At 57.0% G+C, this 19,199-nt stretch carries 14 protein-coding genes, 1 tRNA gene and 2 rRNA genes (1 of these 17 only partly in view); 10 read left to right on the plus strand and 7 right to left on the minus strand.

Annotation, left to right across the window (positions count from 1 at the left end):
- The 4 genes from KI797_RS00335 to tcdA form a co-directional block, all read left to right on the plus strand.
- Positions 1–1,074, plus strand: a 23S ribosomal RNA gene (locus KI797_RS00335); it begins 1,816 nt to the left of the window's first position.
- Positions 1,075–1,196: 122 nt separating this feature from the next.
- Positions 1,197–1,311: ribosomal RNA gene (rrf, locus tag KI797_RS00340) — 5S ribosomal RNA — on the plus strand.
- Between the two features lie 98 nt (positions 1,312–1,409).
- Positions 1,410–1,486 (plus strand) — tRNA-Asp (locus tag KI797_RS00345).
- A gap of 155 nt (positions 1,487–1,641) precedes the next feature.
- Entirely contained in the window at positions 1,642–2,478 is an 837-nt protein-coding gene (gene tcdA / locus KI797_RS00350) for a tRNA cyclic N6-threonylcarbamoyladenosine(37) synthase TcdA (protein ID WP_226170937.1), read from the plus strand.
- Positions 2,479–2,499: 21 nt separating this feature from the next.
- Here the strand turns inward: tcdA and KI797_RS00355 are convergent, their stop codons facing one another.
- Positions 2,500–2,934 carry a SufE family protein gene (locus KI797_RS00355; protein WP_226170940.1) on the minus strand — a complete coding sequence of 145 codons (435 nt, stop codon included), beginning with the start codon at positions 2,932–2,934 and terminating at the stop codon, positions 2,500–2,502.
- A 13-nt stretch (positions 2,935–2,947) separates the two neighbouring features.
- Complete coding sequence (locus tag KI797_RS00360; RefSeq protein ID WP_226170943.1) at positions 2,948–4,168, minus strand: cysteine desulfurase; 1,221 nt, start codon at positions 4,166–4,168, stop codon at positions 2,948–2,950.
- 152 nt (positions 4,169–4,320) lie between these two features.
- Between KI797_RS00360 and rep the strand changes: the two genes are divergently transcribed.
- Positions 4,321–6,333 carry a DNA helicase Rep gene (gene rep, locus KI797_RS00365; protein WP_226170947.1) on the plus strand — a complete coding sequence of 671 codons (2,013 nt, stop codon included), beginning with the start codon at positions 4,321–4,323 and terminating at the stop codon, positions 6,331–6,333.
- Here the strand turns inward: rep and KI797_RS00370 are convergent.
- From KI797_RS00370 to KI797_RS00390, 5 genes are all read right to left on the minus strand, one after another.
- On the minus strand, positions 6,320–8,620 hold the full coding sequence (locus KI797_RS00370) for a putative bifunctional diguanylate cyclase/phosphodiesterase (protein WP_226170949.1): 2,301 nt from the start codon (positions 8,618–8,620) through the stop codon (positions 6,320–6,322). The genes rep and KI797_RS00370 overlap by 14 nt on opposite strands.
- Before the next feature lie 84 nt (positions 8,621–8,704).
- Positions 8,705–9,157, minus strand: coding sequence for a c-type cytochrome (locus KI797_RS00375; RefSeq protein WP_043132658.1), 453 nt, complete (start codon positions 9,155–9,157; stop codon positions 8,705–8,707).
- Between the two features lie 274 nt (positions 9,158–9,431).
- Positions 9,432–10,457 (minus strand): L-threonine 3-dehydrogenase, encoded by a 1,026-nt coding sequence (gene tdh / locus KI797_RS00380; protein ID WP_226170952.1) that lies wholly within the window; start codon positions 10,455–10,457, stop codon positions 9,432–9,434.
- An 89-nt stretch (positions 10,458–10,546) separates the two neighbouring features.
- Positions 10,547–11,737: a glycine C-acetyltransferase gene (locus tag KI797_RS00385; protein ID WP_043132653.1), complete on the minus strand. Its 1,191-nt coding sequence runs from the start codon at positions 11,735–11,737 to the stop codon at positions 10,547–10,549.
- Between the two features lie 184 nt (positions 11,738–11,921).
- On the minus strand, positions 11,922–12,566 hold the full coding sequence (locus tag KI797_RS00390) for a TetR/AcrR family transcriptional regulator (protein ID WP_041206718.1): 645 nt from the start codon (positions 12,564–12,566) through the stop codon (positions 11,922–11,924).
- Positions 12,567–12,712: 146 nt separating this feature from the next.
- Here KI797_RS00390 and rfaD point away from each other — a divergent pair, with 146 nt between their 5' ends.
- The 5 genes from rfaD to KI797_RS00415 all read left to right on the plus strand — a co-directional run bounded on the left by rfaD (position 12,713) and on the right by KI797_RS00415 (position 19,193).
- The gene (gene rfaD / locus KI797_RS00395; protein WP_005327364.1) at positions 12,713–13,672 is read left to right on the plus strand and encodes an ADP-glyceromanno-heptose 6-epimerase; all 960 of its coding nucleotides are present in this window, start codon (positions 12,713–12,715) and stop codon (positions 13,670–13,672) included.
- Positions 13,673–13,676: 4 nt separating this feature from the next.
- Positions 13,677–14,783 (plus strand): glycosyltransferase family 4 protein, encoded by a 1,107-nt coding sequence (locus tag KI797_RS00400; RefSeq protein WP_148304719.1) that lies wholly within the window; start codon positions 13,677–13,679, stop codon positions 14,781–14,783.
- Between the two features lie 22 nt (positions 14,784–14,805).
- The gene (locus KI797_RS00405) at positions 14,806–16,062 is read left to right on the plus strand and encodes an O-antigen ligase family protein (RefSeq protein ID WP_171272986.1); all 1,257 of its coding nucleotides are present in this window, start codon (positions 14,806–14,808) and stop codon (positions 16,060–16,062) included.
- A complete protein-coding gene (locus tag KI797_RS00410) occupies positions 16,052–17,098 on the plus strand; it encodes a glycosyltransferase family 4 protein (RefSeq protein ID WP_171272987.1) in 1,047 nt (348 codons plus the stop codon). Before KI797_RS00405 ends, KI797_RS00410 begins: the two co-directional genes overlap by 11 nt.
- Positions 17,099–17,195: 97 nt before the next feature.
- Positions 17,196–19,193, plus strand: coding sequence for an LTA synthase family protein (locus KI797_RS00415; RefSeq protein WP_226170955.1), 1,998 nt, complete (start codon positions 17,196–17,198; stop codon positions 19,191–19,193).
- Positions 19,194–19,199: the final 6 nt, after the last annotated feature.

The raw sequence follows: 19,199 nt of genomic DNA on the forward strand, positions 1-19,199 counted from the left end.
CCTGCCCGGTGCCGGAAGGTTAATTGATGGGGTTAGCGCAAGCGAAGCTCTTGATCGAAGCCCCGGTAAACGGCGGCCGTAACTATAACGGTCCTAAGGTAGCGAAATTCCTTGTCGGGTAAGTTCCGACCTGCACGAATGGTGTAACCATGGCCATGCTGTCTCCACCCGAGACTCAGTGAAATCGAATTCGCCGTGAAGATGCGGTGTACCCGCGGCTAGACGGAAAGACCCCGTGAACCTTTACTACAGCTTGGCACTGAACATTGAACCTACATGTGTAGGATAGGTGGGAGGCTTTGAAGGCGTGACGCCAGTTGCGCTGGAGCCGTCCTTGAAATACCACCCTTGTATGTTTGATGTTCTAACGCAGGGCCCTGAATCGGGCTCGCGGACAGTGCCTGGTGGGTAGTTTGACTGGGGCGGTCTCCTCCCAAAGAGTAACGGAGGAGCACGAAGGTTGGCTAATCCTGGTCGGACATCAGGAGGTTAGTGCAATGGCATAAGCCAGCTTAACTGCGAGACGGACAGGTCGAGCAGGTACGAAAGTAGGTCATAGTGATCCGGTGGTTCTGAATGGAAGGGCCATCGCTCAACGGATAAAAGGTACTCCGGGGATAACAGGCTGATACCGCCCAAGAGTTCATATCGACGGCGGTGTTTGGCACCTCGATGTCGGCTCATCACATCCTGGGGCTGAAGTCGGTCCCAAGGGTATGGCTGTTCGCCATTTAAAGTGGTACGCGAGCTGGGTTCAGAACGTCGTGAGACAGTTCGGTCCCTATCTGCCGTGGGCGTTGGATGATTGAAGGGAGTTGCTCCTAGTACGAGAGGACCGGAGTGAACGAACCTCTGGTGTTCGGGTTGTCACGCCAGTGGCACTGCCCGGTAGCTAAGTTCGGAATCGATAACCGCTGAAAGCATCTAAGCGGGAAGCGAGCCCTGAGATGAGTCATCCCTGACCCCTTGAGGGTCCTAAAGGGCCGTTGGAGACCACAACGTTGATAGGTGGGGTGTGTAAGCGCGGCGACGTGTTGAGCTAACCCATACTAATTACCCGTGAGGCTTAACCATACAACACCCAAGAAGTGTTCTGGGCCTTGTAGCAAGTGCGAGACTACTTACAAATTCAGTGATAATGACAAGGCAAACCAGCCGTGTCGTTACTCACGTCAGCTTTCTAGATTAAGAATTTGCCTGGCGGCCATAGCGCCGTGGAACCACCTGATCCCATGCCGAACTCAGAAGTGAAACGCGGTAGCGCCGATGGTAGTGTGGCATTCGCCATGCGAGAGTAGGACACTGCCAGGCACCCAATTAAACGATGATGTGCAAAATCACATCATTGGCCGAGAGGATGACACCTCATTGAAACGGCAGACAATTTAGCAAAAAGCTAACCAGACAGCGGAGCGGTAGTTCAGTCGGTTAGAATACCGGCCTGTCACGCCGGGGGTCGCGGGTTCGAGTCCCGTCCGCTCCGCCACTAACAAGAAGCCCAGTCTCACGACTGGGCTTTTTTTCGTTTCAAGCATGCCGACGCCGCACTCATTTCCCCCTCGCATCAACACCGTCATCATCTGATGATCGCCGCTGGCCGTCGTTGCCGCTATAATGGCCGCCCTCAAGCAAGGTGGTGGTATGAAAGCAGAATATCTACAGCGATTCGGGGGCATTGCCCGTCTTTATGGTCAACGCGCGCTCGGTTCCTTCAACCAGGCGAAAGTCTGCGTGGTGGGGATAGGCGGGGTCGGCTCCTGGGCGGCGGAGGCGCTGGCCCGTGCCGGCATCAACCAAATCACCCTGATCGACATGGATGATATCTGCATCACCAACACCAATCGCCAGATCCACGCCATGCAGGGGACTGTTGGTCGCCTCAAGACCGAGGTGATGGCCGAGCGCATTCGCGCCATCAATCCGGACTGCGAAGTGATCGAGGTGGATGATTTCGTCACTGCCGACAACCTGGGCGAGCATATCAAGCGGGAGTTTGACTATGTGGTAGACGCCATCGACTCGGTCAAGGCCAAAGTGGCGCTGATTGCCTTCTGCAAACGCAACAAGATCCCGGTGATTGTGGCGGGTGGTGCCGGTGGGCAGATGGATCCGACCCAGATCACTGTGGCCGATCTGGCCAAGACCATTCAGGATCCGTTGGCTGCGAAGGTGCGATCCGACCTGCGCCGGTTGTACAACTTCAGCAAGAATCCGGCGCGCAAGTTCGGGGTTGAGTGTGTCTTCTCGACGGAGCAGCTGAGTTATCCGGATGGTAATGGTGGCACCTGTCAGGCCAAGGCGGCCAGCGATGGCAACATGAAGATGGATTGCGCCTCCGGCTTCGGGGCCGTGACGCCGGTGACGGCAACCTTTGGATTGGTGGCCGCTTCCCGGGTATTGAAGAAGATTGCCGAGCGGGGTGCCCGCGCCGAGAAAGAGGCCGGAAATGAAGAAGTAGGGTCGATTAGCGAAGCGTAATCGACCACTGAACAAGGCGGGTTAGACGGCCTGCTCCCGGATCGCCAACACGATCGACCTGAGCCCATTGCCCCGTGACGGGCTCAAGTGTTTCTCAAGCCCGAGTTCGGTGAAATACCCTTCCATATCAAAAGCCTGGATCGCCGCAGACGGTTGGTGGTTGAGCGCCGCCAGCACGATGACGATGAGGCCGCGTACGATGCGGGCATCGGAGTCGCAGGCAAAGTGCCAGCAACCATCCTCGCTTTTCTCTCCCTTCAGCCAGGCCTGGCTCTCGCAGCCTTTCAAGCGGTGCTCTTCGGTCTGCCACTCGGGGGGCAGTACGGGTAGCTGTTTGCCGAGCTGGATGATGAGCCTGTACTGGTTCTCCCAGCCGTGGGCCGCAGCAAACTGCTGGCGGATGGTGTCGGCGTCGGGCTCAAGGCCTATCCGGGTATAGGTTGCGAGGTCACTCATTCGGTTGTCTGCCTTAGAAGAAGTCACTGAGTTTGTGCAGGGCTGCCAGCAGGGCTTCCACATCGTCCCGGTTGTTGTAACAGGCCAGGGAGACCCGCAGGGTGCCGCCTATACCTAGGCTGTCCATCAGCGGCATGGCGCAGTGATGGCCGACTCGCAGCGCTATGCCCTGCATGTCGAGCAGGGTGGCGGCATCCTGTGGGTGGATCTCGTCCAGCAGGAAGGAGACGGCGCCAGCACGCTGACCGGGTTCACCGACGAGGTACAGGCCCGGCACCTGTCGCAACCCTGCCACCAGATAGTCGGTGAGTCTGTGCTCATGCTGTGCCAGTGCGTTTCTGTCTTGCTGCATGACAAAGTCGATGGCAGCGGCGAGGCCGATGGCGCCGGCAATATGGGGGGTGCCGGCTTCAAACTTGAAGGGCAGGGTGTTGAAGGTGGTGCCGCTGAAACTGACCCTGTCGATCATCTCGCCCCCCGACTGCCAGGGGGGCATCCGCTCAAGCAGCTCGGTCTTTCCCCACAACACGCCGATGCCGGTCGGGCCATAGAGCTTGTGGCCGGAGAAGGCGTAGAAGTCGCAGCCTATGGTCTGTACATCTACCTCGAGGTGGGCCACCGCCTGGGCGCCGTCGATCAGGGTCAGGGCGCCAACCGCCTTGGCGGCGGCCACCATCCGGGTGACCGGATTGACGGTACCGAGGGCATTGGAGACATGGGTCACGCTCACCAGCCGGGTGCGCGACCCCAGCATCGCCAGGTAAGCCTCCATATCCAGATCCCCGCGCTTATCCAGCGGAATGACCCGAATTACGGCGCCGGTGCGTTCGGCAATCAACTGCCAGGGGACAATATTGGCGTGGTGCTCCAGGGTGCTGAGGACGATCTCGTCCCCTACCTTGAGTTCGCTCATGCCCCAGCTCTGGGCCACCAGATTGATCGCCTCGGTGGTGCCGCGGGTCCAGATCACCTCGTGGCTGCGGGGCGCATTGATAAAGCGGGCGACCGTCTCGCGGGCTGCCTCGAAGGCGCGGGTGGCGCGGCCGCTCAGGGCATGGGCGGCGCGGTGCACATTGGCGTTGTCGGCCCGATAGTAGTGAGCGATGGCGTCCAGCACCGCCTGGGGCTTCTGGGTGGTGGCGGCGTTGTCCAGATAGATCAGAGGGTGGCCGTTCACCTCCTGCGCCAGGGCCGGAAACTGGCTACGCAATTGGGCGTGCTGTTGCTGATTCATGCTCCCCTCATCTCCTCTGGAAAAGTCGGCCATGATCCGGAAAATGACGGGCAAACACAAGGCGAAGTGGCGGGATCCTGTGTCCGGTTTCGGCTGCCCGCGGGATCTCTGTTACAATGCCGCCCCTCATCATAAGCCAAGAGATCCGGCCCATGAAGCTCAACCCCAATCAGAACGAAGCGGTCAAGTTTGTCTCCGGCCCTTGCCTGGTGCTGGCGGGTGCCGGATCGGGCAAGACCCGCGTCATCACCAACAAGATCGCCTATCTGGTGCAGCAGTGCGGCTATAACGCCCGCAACATCGCCGCTGTGACCTTTACCAACAAGGCTGCGCGGGAGATGAAGGAGCGGGTCGGCCAGACCCTGGGTCGCAAGGAGGCGCGGGGGCTCATGGTCTCCACCTTCCATACTCTGGGGCTCGACATCATACGTCGTGAGCACAAGAGCCTGAATCTGAAGGCGAACTTCTCCCTGTTCGACGACACCGACCAGCTGGCGCTGCTGAAAGAGCTGACCGAGGCGGAGCTCGACAACGACAAGGACAAGCTGTCGGCCCTCATCACCCAGATCTCCAACTGGAAGAACGACCTCATCCTGCCTGCTCGGGCCATGCGTATCGCCCGGGGGCCGGAAGAGGTGTTGCTGGCCCAGCTCTATGAGCGTTATCACCGCCAGATGGTGGCCTACAACGCGCTGGATTTTGACGATCTCATCGTGATGCCGACCCTGCTGCTGAAGAACAACGAGGAGGTGCGGACCCGCTGGCAGAACAAGATCCGCTACCTGCTGGTCGATGAGTATCAGGACACCAACACCAGCCAGTACGAGCTGGTGAAGCAGATTGTCGGCGAGCGGGCCCGTTTTACCGTGGTGGGGGACGATGACCAGTCCATCTACTCCTGGCGCGGTGCCAAGCCGCAGAATCTGGTGCTGCTGAACGAGGATTTTCCCTGCCTCAAGCTCATCAAGCTGGAGCAGAACTACCGCTCCAAGAAACGCATCCTCAAGTGCGCCAACATTCTGATCGCCAACAACCCCCACGTCTATGACAAGGCGCTCTTCTCCGAGCTCGACTACGGGGTGCCGGTCAAGGTGCTGTTTGCCAAGAATGAGGAGCACGAGGCGGAGCGTATCGCCGCCGAGCTGATGGGCCACAAGTTCATGAACCGCACCCGGTTTAAGGATTACGCCATCCTCTATCGGGGCAACCATCAGTCGCGCATCTTCGAGAAGGCGCTGATGACCAACCGCATTCCCTACCGTATCTCGGGCGGCACCTCGTTTTTCTCCCGCACCGAGATCAAGGATATCATGGCCTACCTCAAGCTGCTGGTTAACCCGGACGAGGACACCGCCTTCCTGCGGGTGGTCAACCTGCCGCGCCGCGAGATAGGCCCCACCACCCTCGAAAAACTGGGCCAGTACGCCAACCAGCGCGGCAAGAGCCTGTTTGCCGCCAGCTTCGAGCTGGGGCTGGAGCAGCACCTGTCTGGTCGTGGCCTGGTGGCCCTGCAGGCCTTCACTAACTGGCTGGTGCGGCTCGGCGATCAGGCGCTGCGCGGCAATCCGGTAGAGGCGGTGCGGGACATGATCAAGGAGATCCACTACGAGGAGTGGCTCTATGAGACCTCTCCCAGCCCGAAGGCGGCCGAGATGCGGATGCAGAACGTCTCCACCCTTTACCGCTGGATCACCGAGATGCTGGAGGGAGATGAGCTGGAGGAAGCGATGACGCTGGCTCAGGTGGTCACTCGCCTCACCCTGCGTGACATGATGGAGCGCAACGAGGGAGAGGACGAGGCTGACCAGGTGCAGCTGATGACCTTGCACGCCTCCAAGGGGCTGGAGTTTCCCTACGTCTACATGGTGGGCATGGAGGAGGGCTTGCTACCCCATCAGACCAGCATCGACGAGGACAACGTGGAGGAGGAGCGGCGCCTCGCCTACGTCGGCATCACCCGTGCCCAGACCGAGCTGACTTTTACCCTCTGCAAGGAGCGGCGCCAGTACGGCGAATCGGTGCGCCCGGAGCCGAGCCGCTTCCTGCTAGAATTGCCCCAGGACGATCTGGAATGGGAAAACCAGAAGAAGGTGACGGCCGAGGAGCGCCAGCAGAAGGGGCAGGTCGTGGTCGCCAACCTGAGAGCGCTGTTCAAGAAGGATTGAGGGAGGACTCGGCCGGCGGGTCTGCCTGAGTGAGCAGCGGTATGATGTCGGATCCTGGCAGGGGCGGGGAGATGTGGCGTCCCTGTCCCTGGGCGCAGCCCAGTTCGATCAGCTTCTGCAACTGCTGCTGGTTCTCGATGCCTTCGACCACCAGAGTGAAGTCGAGATCCTGGCAGATGTCCCGCATGGCGCGGATCAGCGCCAGATCCTTGGGGGAGTTCAGCATGCGATGGGTGAAGCTGTCATCCACCTTGATGTAGTCCACCGGAAAGTGGAACAGGGCATTGAGGGAAGAAAAGCCGGTTCCGAAGTCGTCGAGGCTGATCTGGATCCCCTTGGCCCTGAGTTCATGCAGGGAGGTGAGGGAGTCGGCACTCTGCCTGGAGAGCTCCCGCTCGTTGAATTCGAAGATGAAGTAGCCGGGTATCACCCCTTCTTCCTCCATGATGTGAACAAGCGCCATGATCTGCTCGCGGCTGGCCAGGTGCTTGCCGGACAGGTTGAGCGATATCTTGAAGCGGCCGCCGCCCGAGAGCTGTAGCCAGCTCTTCAACTGCTGGCAGGTGCGTCTGAGGATCTGGCGATCCAGATCCTGAATGAGGCCGCACTGCTCGGCCAGTGGAATGAAATCGAAGGCATCTTTCAGTTCCCCCTCCTCCGTGATCCAGCGCGCCATCACCTCCAGACCGACCAAGCGGCTGTCACACAGCCTGATCACCGGCTGGAAATAGGGGACAATCCGCCCTTCCCGCAAGGCCCTGAACAGCCGCTCCTCCGGCGAGCCTGAGTGCTCCATGCAGGCGTCGGAATACATGACGATGCGACTGCGGCCATTGCGCTTGGCCTGGTACATGGCGAGATCGGCCTGGTGCAGCAGCTCGCTGATGTCCGTGGTCTGCTCCGAGACGCTGGCCACCCCCAGGCTGACGGTAACGGTCAGCTCATTGCCCTGAAGCCGGAACGGGTGGGCGATGCGGCCTACAATGCGGTTGAGCACCGGGCTGACGTCCTCCTCCTGCTGACTGTTGTCCAGATAGATGACGAACTCGTCGCCCCCGAGCCTGGCCACCATGTCATTTTGCCGGATACAGCTCTGCAGGCGTTTGCCCAGCTCCAGCAGCAACTGGTCGCCGGCACTGTGGCCCAAGGCATCATTGACCTGTTTGAAATGGTCCACATCGGCGAAGATCAGGGTAAAGCCGGCCGTCTGATAACGGCGATAGCGGGTCATGGCATGATGGAGGTGATTCATCAGCAGGGCCCGGTTCGGCAACTGGGTCAGCGGATCGTGCAGTGCATTGAACTGGAGTCGCCGCTCCAGCTCCTGATGATGCCTGAGTCGTTTCTGCAACCGCAGGTTGGTCTGGCGCAACTGCTGGAGTCGCTGGTTGATGGACTCTTCCGAGTTGAGCTCATCCAGCTGCTGCCTGACTCTCTTGAGCTCCAGCAGCAGGGTCAACTGGTGGCGCAGGAAGTCGAGGAACAGCCTGTCATCGGCTTCCAGGGGTTGGGTCGTGTTGATGAGGAGGTGGGCGAAATACTGCTGCTGCTGGCGCAGGGGCAGGCTGTACCAGAACAATCCGGCCTCGCTGCGCTCTATGCTGTTGGTGCTGTGGCACAGGCCCCTGATGACGTCATCATCGTAGGTGAGCCGTGTCGGATAGAGTCTCTCCAGTCGCTGGTTGTCGAGGCGGATCAGCAGCATGTCATTGACGGCCAGCATCTGGCGCAGCACCGCCTCCAGCTGGGAAAACAGGGCATGCTGCGGCAGATTGTGGGCCAACCGCATGATGCGGCCGATCTTTTCTATCTTCTGCTGCCAGTGAGGATCCCGCTGCATGAGGGGGGAGGCTTGCCCTGCCAGCTGGGTGCCGGTCTGGGTTTCGTGCAGGCGCTTGGCCAGACACTCCAGCAACAGTCTCAGGGTCGGGGTCTGTTCGGGGGCGCCGCGGGCCAGCACCCATTGCACCTCATAGTGCTCCACTGCCTCCACGCACCATCCCTGCTGTTCATCGAGCTGAGTGAGCTGTTCGGTAAGGCGGGGTTCTTCACGCCCCAGTTGCTGTTTGAACGCCTCGGGCAGCTGATGTGCATACAACCAGTGCAGGCCTCCATCGGCCAGCCCCAGCATGGCAAAGTGCTGCAGGGGGCAGAGTCTGCCCAACTGCTCTACCAGTCTGGCGTAGTCCTCAGGAGAGGCGATGCCGGGCGCGGGAAAATCCATGATGGAAGAAACGACCGCCAGCAAGGGGGGGGGATCTGGCGGTGTGAGGGGCTGGACTGACATGCAACACTCCCGAATTAGCTCACCTACAAGCGTAGTCGGAAGTGATTGGATTTAAAGGGCTGCAATAGGAGCCCTTTCAACCACTTAGAGCTTGTCGATCATGTAGTGAATGGCGTTTTCGATCTCTTCGTCACTACAGGCTGCGCAGGTTCCCCGTGCCGGCATCATGCCAGCTTTGCCGGTGAAGCCTTCGATGGCATGCTTGCGCAGGGTCTCGAACCCCTGGGCAATGCGTGGTTCCCAGGCGGCCTTGTCCCCGCGCTTGGGCGCACCGGCCGCGCCGGTATCATGGCAGGCAAAGCAGGCGCCCTTGAACACAGTCTCGCCATCACGGGGACCGGACGAGGCAGCAGCCGGGGCGGCCGCGGCCGTCGCAATGCCTTCCAGATCCTTGGCGGTGTAGACCTGACCGACCGGTGCTATGCGCTCGGCGATGGCTTCCGTCGACATCTCATCGGCGGCAAAGACGGCGCCGGACAGGGTGGCGGCAGCCATCCCGGCAGCCAGCAAATAGCTCAGTTTTTTCAACACGCTCATGTACTCCCAGCAGGCTCTTATTATCCCTAGAAAACGACGGGATTATAACCGAATAGTTACAGGCATTTAAACGCTTGTGTGTGAAGTGTTAAGCAATCTGCGAACAAAGTTTCTGCGGCGGCAGTGGCCGCAGGCAAGGCAAGAGCAAAAAGAAACCCGGCTTTCGCCGGGTTTTTGCAATCAGCCGTGAAAAAGGCTGACTTGTCTCCACTCAGGATCCCGGTGCCGGACCGGGCCTTCGCACCTGACATCCACAAGCCGTTGTCCAGGCTTCTCAATCCCAGTTCAGGATCACCTTGCCGGACTTGCCTGACCCCATGGCTTCGAAGCCCTGCTGGAAGTCATCGATGTGGAAGTGATGGGTGATGATGGGGCTGAGGTCCAGGCCAGACTGGATGAGGCTGGCCATCTTGTACCAGGTCTCGAACATCTCGCGGCCATAGATCCCTTTGATAAACAGTCCCTTGAAGATCACCTTGTTCCAGTCGATGGCCATGGTGGAGGGGGGAATGCCGAGCATGGCGATCTTGCCGCCGTGGTTCATCTTGTCGATCATGTCCTGGAAGGCGCTGGGCACGCCGGACATCTCCAGCCCCACGTCGAAGCCTTCGGTCATGCCGAGTTCGGCCATCACATCGGAGAGCTGCTCCTTGGCCACGTTGATGGCGCGGGTGGCGCCCATCTTGCGGGCCAGCTCCAGCCGGTACTCGTTGACGTCGGTGATCACCACGTGACGGGCGCCCACATGGCGGCAGACGGCGGCAGCCATGATGCCGATGGGGCCGGCGCCGGTGATGAGCACGTCTTCACCCACCAGATCGAAGGAGAGGGCGGTGTGCACGGCGTTACCGAACGGATCGAAGATGGCGGCCAGCTCGTCGGGGATGTTGTCCGGCAGCTTGAAGGCGTTGAAGGCCGGGATCACCAGGTATTCGGCGAAGGAGCCCGGGCGGTTGACGCCGACCCCTATGGTGTTGCGGCACAGGTGGGTGCGGCCGGCGCGGCAGTTGCGGCAGTGGCCGCAGGTGATGTGGCCTTCGCCGGAGACGCGATCGCCGATGGCGAAGCCGCGCACTTCCTGGCCGACGGCGACCACCTCTCCCACATATTCATGACCGACTACCATGGGGACCGGAATGGTCTTCTGGGCCCACTCATCCCAGTTGTAGATGTGCATGTCGGTGCCGCAGATGGCGGTCTTGCGGATCTTGATCAGCAGATCGTTGTGGCCGAGCTCGGGAGCCGGGACGTCCGTCATCCAGATGCCGGCTTCTGATTTGAGTTTGGAGAGTGCTTTCATGACAGATTCCTCACGGCGCTGTGCCGGGTACAGAGGGTAATAAAATGGGGCCCAACCTTGGCCCCCGTTTTAATCAGCTAGCCATGTGATCAAATCACACCGAGCTCGCGGCCGATGCGGATGAAGGCATCGATGGCCTTGTCCAGCTGCTCGCGGGTATGGGCGGCAGACATCTGGGTTCGGATGCGGGCCTGGCCCTTGGGCACCACGGGGAAGGAGAAGCCCACCACGTAGATGCCGGCGGCCAGCATGCGGCTCGCCATCTCGGCGGCCAGCTTGGCATCTCCCAGCATGACCGGAATGATGGCGTGATCGGCACCGGCCAGGGTGAAGCCGGCGGCGCTCATCCGGGTGCGGAAGTACTCGCTGTTCTCTTTCAACTGAGCGCGCAGCGCGTGGCCGTCGGCCAGCATGTCGATCACCTTGATGGTGGCCGAGACGATGGAGGGAGCCAGGGAGTTGGAGAAGAGGTAGGGACGGGAGCGCTGACGCAGCCAGTCGATCACCTCTTTCTTGCCAGAGGTATAGCCGCCGGAGGCGCCGCCGAGCGCCTTGCCCAGGGTGCCAGTGATGATGTCGACCCTGTCCAGCACGCCGCAATATTCGTGGGTGCCGCGGCCGTTCTCGCCGATGAAGCCCACCGCATGGGAGTCATCCACCATGACCAGAGCATCGTATTTGTCGGCCAGATCGCAGATGGATTTGAGATCGGCGATGACACCATCCATGGAGAAGACACCGTCGGTGGCGATCAGCTTGAAGCGGGCGCCGTCGGCATTGGCCTGCTTGAGCTGGGCTTCCAGCTCGGCCATGTCGTTGTTGGCGTAGCGATAACGCTTGGCCTTGCACAGCCGCACGCCGTCGATGATGGAGGCGTGGTTGAGTGCATCGGAGATGATGGCGTCTTCGGCGCCGAACAGGGTCTCGAACAGACCGCCATTGGCATCGAAACAGGAGGAGTAGAGGATGCTGTCCTCGGTGCCGAGGAAGGCGGACAGCTTCTGCTCCAGCGCCTTGTGCTGATCCTGGGTGCCGCAGATGAAGCGCACCGAGGCCATGCCGAAACCGTGGCTGTCGAGCCCCTGATGAGCGGCGGCGATGAGGTCAGGGTGGTTGGCCAGCCCCAGGTAGTTGTTGGCACAGAAGTTCAGAACCTGTTCGCCGCCCACCGCAATCTGGGCCTGCTGAGCCGAGGTGATGATGCGTTCCTGCTTGTATAGCCCTTCCGCCTTGACCTGTTCGAGCTGTTCGGCCAGGTGACGATAGAATCCGTTAGACATCCTCGGTCCTCATTGACTGTGTCGACTGTGTTATCAGGATCTGGGGCCGTGCGAGGCGCACGGACTGACGTCGTCGTGGTCATGACGAAACGTCGACAGACCCTGGAATGGGCAACATTTTACTGCAATCGTTGCGCACCAATTCAAATTATTATGCTGATATTCAACAATTGTGAAACAGATCTCACCCTGCTGGTTGGGCCAGTTGGTGGTAGTGCTGCTCCAGTTGACGGATCTGGGCGGTCACCTGGGGCTGCACATAGGGGCGCAGCAGGAAGAGCACCCGCAAGACCCCCTGATAAAGCAAGGGCTTGGTGATGCGGGTATGGGGGGCCTGGGCAATCTGGAACGGGATCCAGCAGGTGACCACCATCTTGATGGTCTGGCCCAGGTCCGGCAGGTCTTCGTCGCTGACGTCTATGATGCCCCCCTCGCGCAGGCTCCTGAGCAGCGCCTCCACGGCGGCGCGCAGCTGCTCCTGGGCCTTGAGGTACTTGTGCTGCAAGGGTTCGTCGCGACTCAGGATGTCCGGCAGGTTGGCGTAGAAGAAGCGGAACTGCCACATCAGATAGAAGATGGCATCCAGATAACCCATCAGATCTTCCAGCTTGATCTCGTGGCTGCGGGCCGGAGTGAAGCTCTCGCTCAGGTGGCGGGCGTATTGATCGAAGATGGAGTGGATGATGTCTTCTTTATTGCGGAAGTGGTAATAAAGGTTGCCCGGGCTGATGCCGAGATGGGCGGCAATGTGGTTGGTGGTGATGTTGCGTTCACCCTGATCGTTGAACAGCTCGGTGGCGCTGTGGATGATCCTGTCTCTGGTCTTCATCGCTGATCCCTCTGCCGGGCCCTGTGCGCCGAGGTCGAATCCCCTGGCGGCCCGTGATAAACTTTTCGGCAATTTCAAATTGGCCCACTATACACAGCTTTAACAGGCAGTCACACGGGGCCATCAACGTACGCGAGGCAAACTCCATGATCGTAGTAACTGGCGGTGCTGGCTTTATCGGCAGCAATCTGGTCAAGCAGCTGAACGCTCAAGGACGGACCGATATCGTGGTCATCGACGACCTGACCGACGGCACCAAGTTCGTCAACCTGGTCGATCTCACCATCGCCGACTACATGGACAAGGACGAGTTCCAGGCGCGGATCGTCTCCGGTGACGAGTTTGAAGAGTGGGATGGCGGCATCGAGGTGATCTTCCACGAAGGTGCCTGCTCCGCGACTACCGAGTGGAACGGCAAGTTCATCATGGAGGTCAACTACGAGTACTCCAAGGATCTGTTCCACTACTGCATCGAGCGGGAAATTCCCTTCATCTATGCCTCCTCTGCCGCGACCTATGGCGGCCGCAACGACAATTTCATCGAAGATCCCAGGTTCGAGCAGCCCCTCAACGTCTATGGCTACTCCAAGCAGTTGTTCGATCAATACGTGCGCCGCTGGCTGCCGGAGATCGACTCTCAGGTCGTTGGCCTGAAATACTTCAACGTCTACGGCCCGCGCGAGCAGCACAAGGGCTCCATGGCCTCCGTCGCCTTCCACCTCAATACCCAGGTGAAGCAGGGGGACAATCCCAAGCTGTTTGAGGGCTGCGACGGCTTCCCGGACGGCGGCCAGATGCGCGACTTCATCTATGTGGACGACGTCTGCAAGGTGAACCTCTGGTTCTGGCAGAACCCGCAGCACTCCGGCATCTTCAACTGCGGCACCGGCCGTGCCGAGCCGTTCCAGAACGTGGCCGAGGCCGTGATCAAGCATCACCAGCAAGGCGCCATCGAGTACATCCCCTTCCCGGATCACCTCAAGGGTCGCTATCAGAGCTTCACCCAGGCCGATCTGACCCGCTTGCGCGGCGTCGGTTATGACGGCGAGTTCAAGACGGTGGCCGAAGGCGTGGCCGATTACATGGCCTGGCTGAACCGGGCTTGATCCGGTGGAGACGACAGCGCCGGGTAGCGCATTGCAAATCTGTCTCTCCCAGGGTTGGGGGGGGCTGGAGATGTACCCCATCCGCGTTGGCAAGGAGCTGATCGAACGAGGTTGGCACCTGTTCGGGCTGGCGCTGACGGGCAGCCGGGTCGCCGCTGACATGAAGGCTGCCGGCTTCGGGGTGATTGAGGTCCCATCACGCAATCAGGCCATCTTGCGCCTGCCTGCGCTGCTGCGCTGGATGAAGCAAAGCGGCATCGAGATCGTGCACTGCCACAAGTCCAGCGATCTGCTGTTGGCCGCACTACTTGGCACTTTTTCCTCGTTTCGCCTCATTTTCACCGAACATATGGGCTCGAAACGGCCGAAGAAGGATCCACTGCATCGCTGGATCTACGGCAAGGTCGATAGGGTGCTCTCCATCAGCGATGAGACACTGAGGCGCAATCGCGCCGCCTTACCGCTCCCCGCCGAGCGTATTCAGCGGCTGTGGCTGGGCACCGAGTTGACCTCTTGCAAGGAAGAGCCAGCCCTTATTCGTGGTGAGCTGGGTATTGCTGATGGCCTCCTGATTGGCATGGTTGGACGCTTCAGCCCCGGCAAAGGCCAGCGTGAATTGCTCGATGCCTTCGCGCTGCTGCGCGCCGAATTTACCGATCTCCAACTGCTGCTGGTGGGGGGGACGCTTGCCACCGAGGGGGCCGATGAGCCCTTCGTCGCCGAGCTGGAGTGCGACATTGCCCAGCGTCAACTCGGTGGTGCGGTGCATTTTTCCGGCTTCCGGCGAGATACCGCCCGCATGTTGCAGGCGATGGATGTGGTGGTGATCCCTTCTCACAACGAGGCCTTCGGCCTCACCGTGATCGAGGCGATGGCTGCTGGCAAACCCATCGTCGGCGCCACCACCGGCGCGGTGCCAGAAGTGTTAGGTGGCGTGGGGCTGTTGGCCGATCCATTGCAGCCGCAAGTTATCGCTGGGCAGATCAAGGTACTACTGCGAGATCCTGAATTAAGTGATCGCCTGGGGAAATTGGCTCGCGAGCGGGCCGAGCAAGAATTTGATATGTCCCAGCATCTGGAAGCATTGTGTGTACACTATCGGCAAAGATGACATTTTCTAGGAATACACTTTCATGACATTGGCTAGCCCTATTATTTTGCCATTGCGTATAAATATCCTTCACAACCTGGTTCAGGTGTCCGCATTTTTATTTGGCGCATTAACATTAGCCATTCCCAGTGGATATTCCTACGGGCCTGCGATATTGCTGCTAGCGAGCCTCACCGTTTGTTGGCGGCCATCTTATTGGATGAATATGCCAAGGGAAGTAAAAATATTGGCATTGATCTTTTTCGCTTACGTCTTTGTGCAGGGCCTCTCTATATGGCTGGATGGTGGCAAGTTACGTGAATTTGACCGTCCCAGTCGTGTGCTAATGGCGGCAATGACCTTACCTTTACTATCTCGGTATCCTGCTCGTCTCGTTAGCCTGATTTTTGGGTTTGCGGTGGGGGCTTGTATTGCGGGCGCTATTGCAATCTACGATAAGTTTTATCTGGGAATGGAAAGAGCATTTGGCGATATTATGCCTATTCAGGCTGGCAACATCAGTATGACGCTGGGCTTACTCTGTCTGTGTGGCTATTTTTGGTATAAATCAAAGGGTAATGTTAAAACAGCAATGTTTATGTTGTTTGCTTGTGCCATGGGAATGCTCGGGAGTTTTTTGTCTGGTACTCGTGGTGGTTGGGTCTTGTTGCCTCTAATTATATTAACCATCATTAGTCACTTCAGAGGTAATCTCTGCCGGATAGATAAAATAGTCGCAGCGGTTTTTGGGTTAGGTTTATTAGCGGTTGTCGCGATACCACAAACAGGTGTTGCTGAACGTATTCAAGTTGCGCGCAGTGATATTGTGCAGTTTGTGGATGGTGGAAATAAAAATACATCTATAGGGATTCGTTTTCAGCTTTGGTATAGTGCTCTTGATGCATTCCAGAAAAAACCATTATTCGGTTGGGGAAATAATGGTTTGCAACAGGCACATGCAGCTCAGTTAGCGGCTGGTGAAATATCAGAATTTCTATATAATTTTAATTTTCATGCACACAATCAATTTATAGATGAAATGGCTAAACGAGGATTGATTGGGCTATTAGCGTTATTAAGTATGTATCTCTACCCGTTGTATTTATTCTACAAACATAGGGGGGGCGACTCTCTTTTCCCAATCATGCTGGCCGTTACGTCATTAACGCTGATTGATTATAGCCTCAGCCAGGCATTTATAAGTCATAACTCAGGAATTACGTTTGTATCGTTCTTGTTTTTGGTGGAAATAACCATGTTAAATAACAGTGCAGAAATTAGGAAAAACAATGAAGAATAATGAGCATGTGGCAATTTTATGCTTTTCTCATTTTAGTGGGGGCATGGAGTTGGATGCCTTAAAATTGGCAAATGCTTTTGATGAGTATGGTATTAAGACAACGTTAGTTTGCCGTGAAGGTACGTTTATAGAGGAAAAAGCGATTTCTCGTAACATCACTCATTTTTCAATAAATTTTAAATTTAAACTCAGCCTTGCCATTATGCTAAAGTTAAGAAAATTTATAATTGAGCAAAAAGTCTCAAAAATAATATTCTTAGGGACATCTGAAATAAAGTCTATTTATTTCAGTCTCTTTTTTTTAAATAATAAACCAGATTTTATTGTTAGGTATGGCACTACAAGAAGTTCATCTAAGAAAGATTTTTTTCATAAAATACTCTATAGTTGTGTAGACTACCATGTTGCAATCAGTGATCACCTGTTATCTAACGTGAGTGATGTTATTCCTGTGTCTGCGACAAGTCGCTCGTTGAGAATTTATGGTAGCACAGACTTCAAATATTCTGAATCAAATAGTTCGTATACGCCAAATATCGTTCACGTTGGGCGAATAGCAGAAGGGAAAGGCCATTTAGACTTGGTCAATGCAACGATAAATAAAACTGTTCCTGTAACATTTATTGGCAGTGGTGAACAATATATTGTTGATAAAATATCCGAAATTACGCATGCTCATAAAAAAGATGGCCAATACAATTTCTTAGGGTTCGTTGAAGATGTGCAGTTTGCGTTGCAAAATTACAGCATATTTATTCTGCCAAGTACTGGAGAGGGATTGCCAAATGCACTTATTGAGGCTCTGGGTAGTGGATTGATTTGTATCGTGTACGATAATACTGTCTTCCCTGAGTTTAAAGCAATGGGATTTAACATTCACATTGTGAAAAATGCTGATGTTTCTGCGCTTAGCTATGAAATCTCATCAGTTATCGCTAATTTTGATGAAGAATTTAAGTTGGCGCAGAGGAATATTTCTTTGGCAAGAAAATTATTTTCTAAAGAGGTTGAAATAACAGCTTATTTAAATTTGTGATATTAACAATATGCCAATAAATTGGCTTTGGTAGAATTAACGGCTTAGTTTTAAATAAACTGTATAATTCATTGAATAATAACTCGAACTCTTAACAATGTATCAAACCCGCCTTAAAAAATTATTACCCCTGATTTGGTTCCAACTCATCTGGTTGGCATTGCTCCTCATGGTCGCGCGCTTTGCCATGTTTTGCTCCTTCGTCGAGCCTGCTCAGGTGGCCGACAAGGGGGGCGATCTGTTGCGCATGTGGGGCACGGGCTTGCGCTACGACCTGCGAATCGCAGGGATGACGGTCGTGCCTTTCCTGGTGTTGGGGCTGGGGCTCGCCGGTTGGAATAGGGGCTGGGGGTATTTGTGGCGCAGTTTGCCAACATTGGTGGGAATAACGGCGTTTATCGTGGCCGGCGTCGCAATCGGCAATTACTTCTATTACCAGACCTATCACAACCATATCGATGTGTTCGCCTTCGGTCTGGTTGATGATGATACTCGCGCCGTGTTGGCTAATTTGTGGCAAGACTATCCGGTTATCAAGGGTGTCCTCGGTGCCATCCTGCTGGCGCTCCCTCCGGTCTGGTTCAGTTACCGCACTCGCGCCATGACGCTGCGACCCTGGCCGGGCACGCTGTTCTGGGGGGTATTGGTTCTCTCTGTCGTGCTGGTCGCCATTGCTGCGCGAGGCAGTGTGGGGACGTTTCCCCTTCGCCGTGGCAATGCGCAGGTTTCCGATCTGACGGTGCTCAATAAATTGACTCCCAACGGTCTGATGGCTATCGATTGGGCCATCAAGGATCACAAGGAAGATATTCGTTTCGAGAAGGTTGATGCCGCAGAGGGAATAAAACTGCTCGGCGCCACCGGGCTCGATTCACTGGCTGGCCGAACGCCGATCAATACCTGGTTGGCCGACCATCAGCCCCATGTGGTGATGAGCCTGATGGAGAGTTTTGGCAGCAATATGCTGGCGCTGGATGAACCGGGTAAAAACGATCTGCTGGGGAGTTTGCGCGAACCGTTCCGTCAGGATTTCGTCTTCAAGCGTTTCGTGTCGGAGGGAAATGGTACCGCTCCTTCCCTGGCTGCGCTGTTTTTCCACAGCCCCAGGGAGAACCTCAGCCATTCCTCGGCGCAATCCAAGGCGCTGACGGATACACCATTCTCCACTTATAAGCAGGCGGGTTATCGCGTCATCTTCATCTCGCCGGGCAATATGATGTGGCGCAATCTGGTCAATTATTTGCCGGTGCAGGGGGTCGATGCGCTATATGACCAGAATGCCTTGTTGGAGATGTATCCAGAGTCGGTCAAGGAAATGACGGATTGGGGTGTGCCTGACGAATATGCCTATCAGCTGGCTGAGAAGTTGCTCAAAGAGGCGAAACAGCCGCTCTTTATCAGTATTTTGACCGTGACCAATCACCCGCCTTATGTGGTACCGTCTCATTATGTTTCGCAGCCGGTGGCCGTGACCGACGGGGTGCGACGTCACGCCGAAGATGGCCAGATCGATCAGCTCAATATCTTACGCACCTACCAATATGCGGCGGATGCCTTGGGGCGTTTCGTGGCCGATATCAAAAAATCTGCGCTCGGCACCCACACGCTGATCGCCGCCAGCGGCGATCACCAGATGCGCAGGATTAAGGCTTACTATCCCGCCGAGCAGATGCTCGATCGGGCGGTGCCTTTCTATCTCTATGTGCCGAAAGCCATTCTGGATCGGGTACCCTGGCGTTTTGAGTCGGCGCGCCCAGGCTCCCACAAGGACATCTTCCCGACGCTCTACGCCTTCAGCCTCTCGGACATGCCCTATCAGGCGCTCGGTGGACGCAATTTGCTGGCGCCACAGGACGATCCGACGCGGGCGTTTGGCTACAACGAGACTGTCTGGATCGATGCAGATGGCGCCTATCCCCTGACTGGCAATCCCGTCAGGTATTCCTGGGTCTCGGGAGAGAATTGGTATCTGGATGAGGCCGCACAGCCGATCGATGAGGCGCAGCGGCAGCGGGTGCAGGCTTATCCTGCATTGCTGCGCTGGCAGCTTAATGCCAGAGTCGCGGGCGTGATCGCTGATGACGCGAGCGAGTGAATGTTT

It is taken from the genome of Aeromonas media (assembly GCF_020423125.1).
In the GTDB taxonomy this organism is placed as follows: domain Bacteria; phylum Pseudomonadota; class Gammaproteobacteria; order Enterobacterales; family Aeromonadaceae; genus Aeromonas; species Aeromonas media.

Coding starts and splice junctions, on each gene's coding strand:
- tcdA (WP_226170937.1), top strand. CDS start 1,642: ATGAAAGCAGAATATCTACAGCGATTCGGGGGCATTGCCCGTCTTTAT.
- KI797_RS00370 (WP_226170949.1), bottom strand. CDS start 8,620: ATGTCAGTCCAGCCCCTCACACCGCCAGATCCCCCCCCCTTGCTGGCG.
- KI797_RS00390 (WP_041206718.1), bottom strand. CDS start 12,566: ATGAAGACCAGAGACAGGATCATCCACAGCGCCACCGAGCTGTTCAAC.
- rep (WP_226170947.1), top strand. CDS start 4,321: ATGAAGCTCAACCCCAATCAGAACGAAGCGGTCAAGTTTGTCTCCGGC.
- KI797_RS00360 (WP_226170943.1), bottom strand. CDS start 4,168: ATGAATCAGCAACAGCACGCCCAATTGCGTAGCCAGTTTCCGGCCCTG.
- KI797_RS00355 (WP_226170940.1), bottom strand. CDS start 2,934: ATGAGTGACCTCGCAACCTATACCCGGATAGGCCTTGAGCCCGACGCC.
- KI797_RS00375 (WP_043132658.1), bottom strand. CDS start 9,157: ATGAGCGTGTTGAAAAAACTGAGCTATTTGCTGGCTGCCGGGATGGCT.
- KI797_RS00405 (WP_171272986.1), top strand. CDS start 14,806: ATGACATTGGCTAGCCCTATTATTTTGCCATTGCGTATAAATATCCTT.
- KI797_RS00410 (WP_171272987.1), top strand. CDS start 16,052: ATGAAGAATAATGAGCATGTGGCAATTTTATGCTTTTCTCATTTTAGT.
- KI797_RS00415 (WP_226170955.1), top strand. CDS start 17,196: ATGTATCAAACCCGCCTTAAAAAATTATTACCCCTGATTTGGTTCCAA.
- tdh (WP_226170952.1), bottom strand. CDS start 10,457: ATGAAAGCACTCTCCAAACTCAAATCAGAAGCCGGCATCTGGATGACG.
- KI797_RS00385 (WP_043132653.1), bottom strand. CDS start 11,737: ATGTCTAACGGATTCTATCGTCACCTGGCCGAACAGCTCGAACAGGTC.
- rfaD (WP_005327364.1), top strand. CDS start 12,713: ATGATCGTAGTAACTGGCGGTGCTGGCTTTATCGGCAGCAATCTGGTC.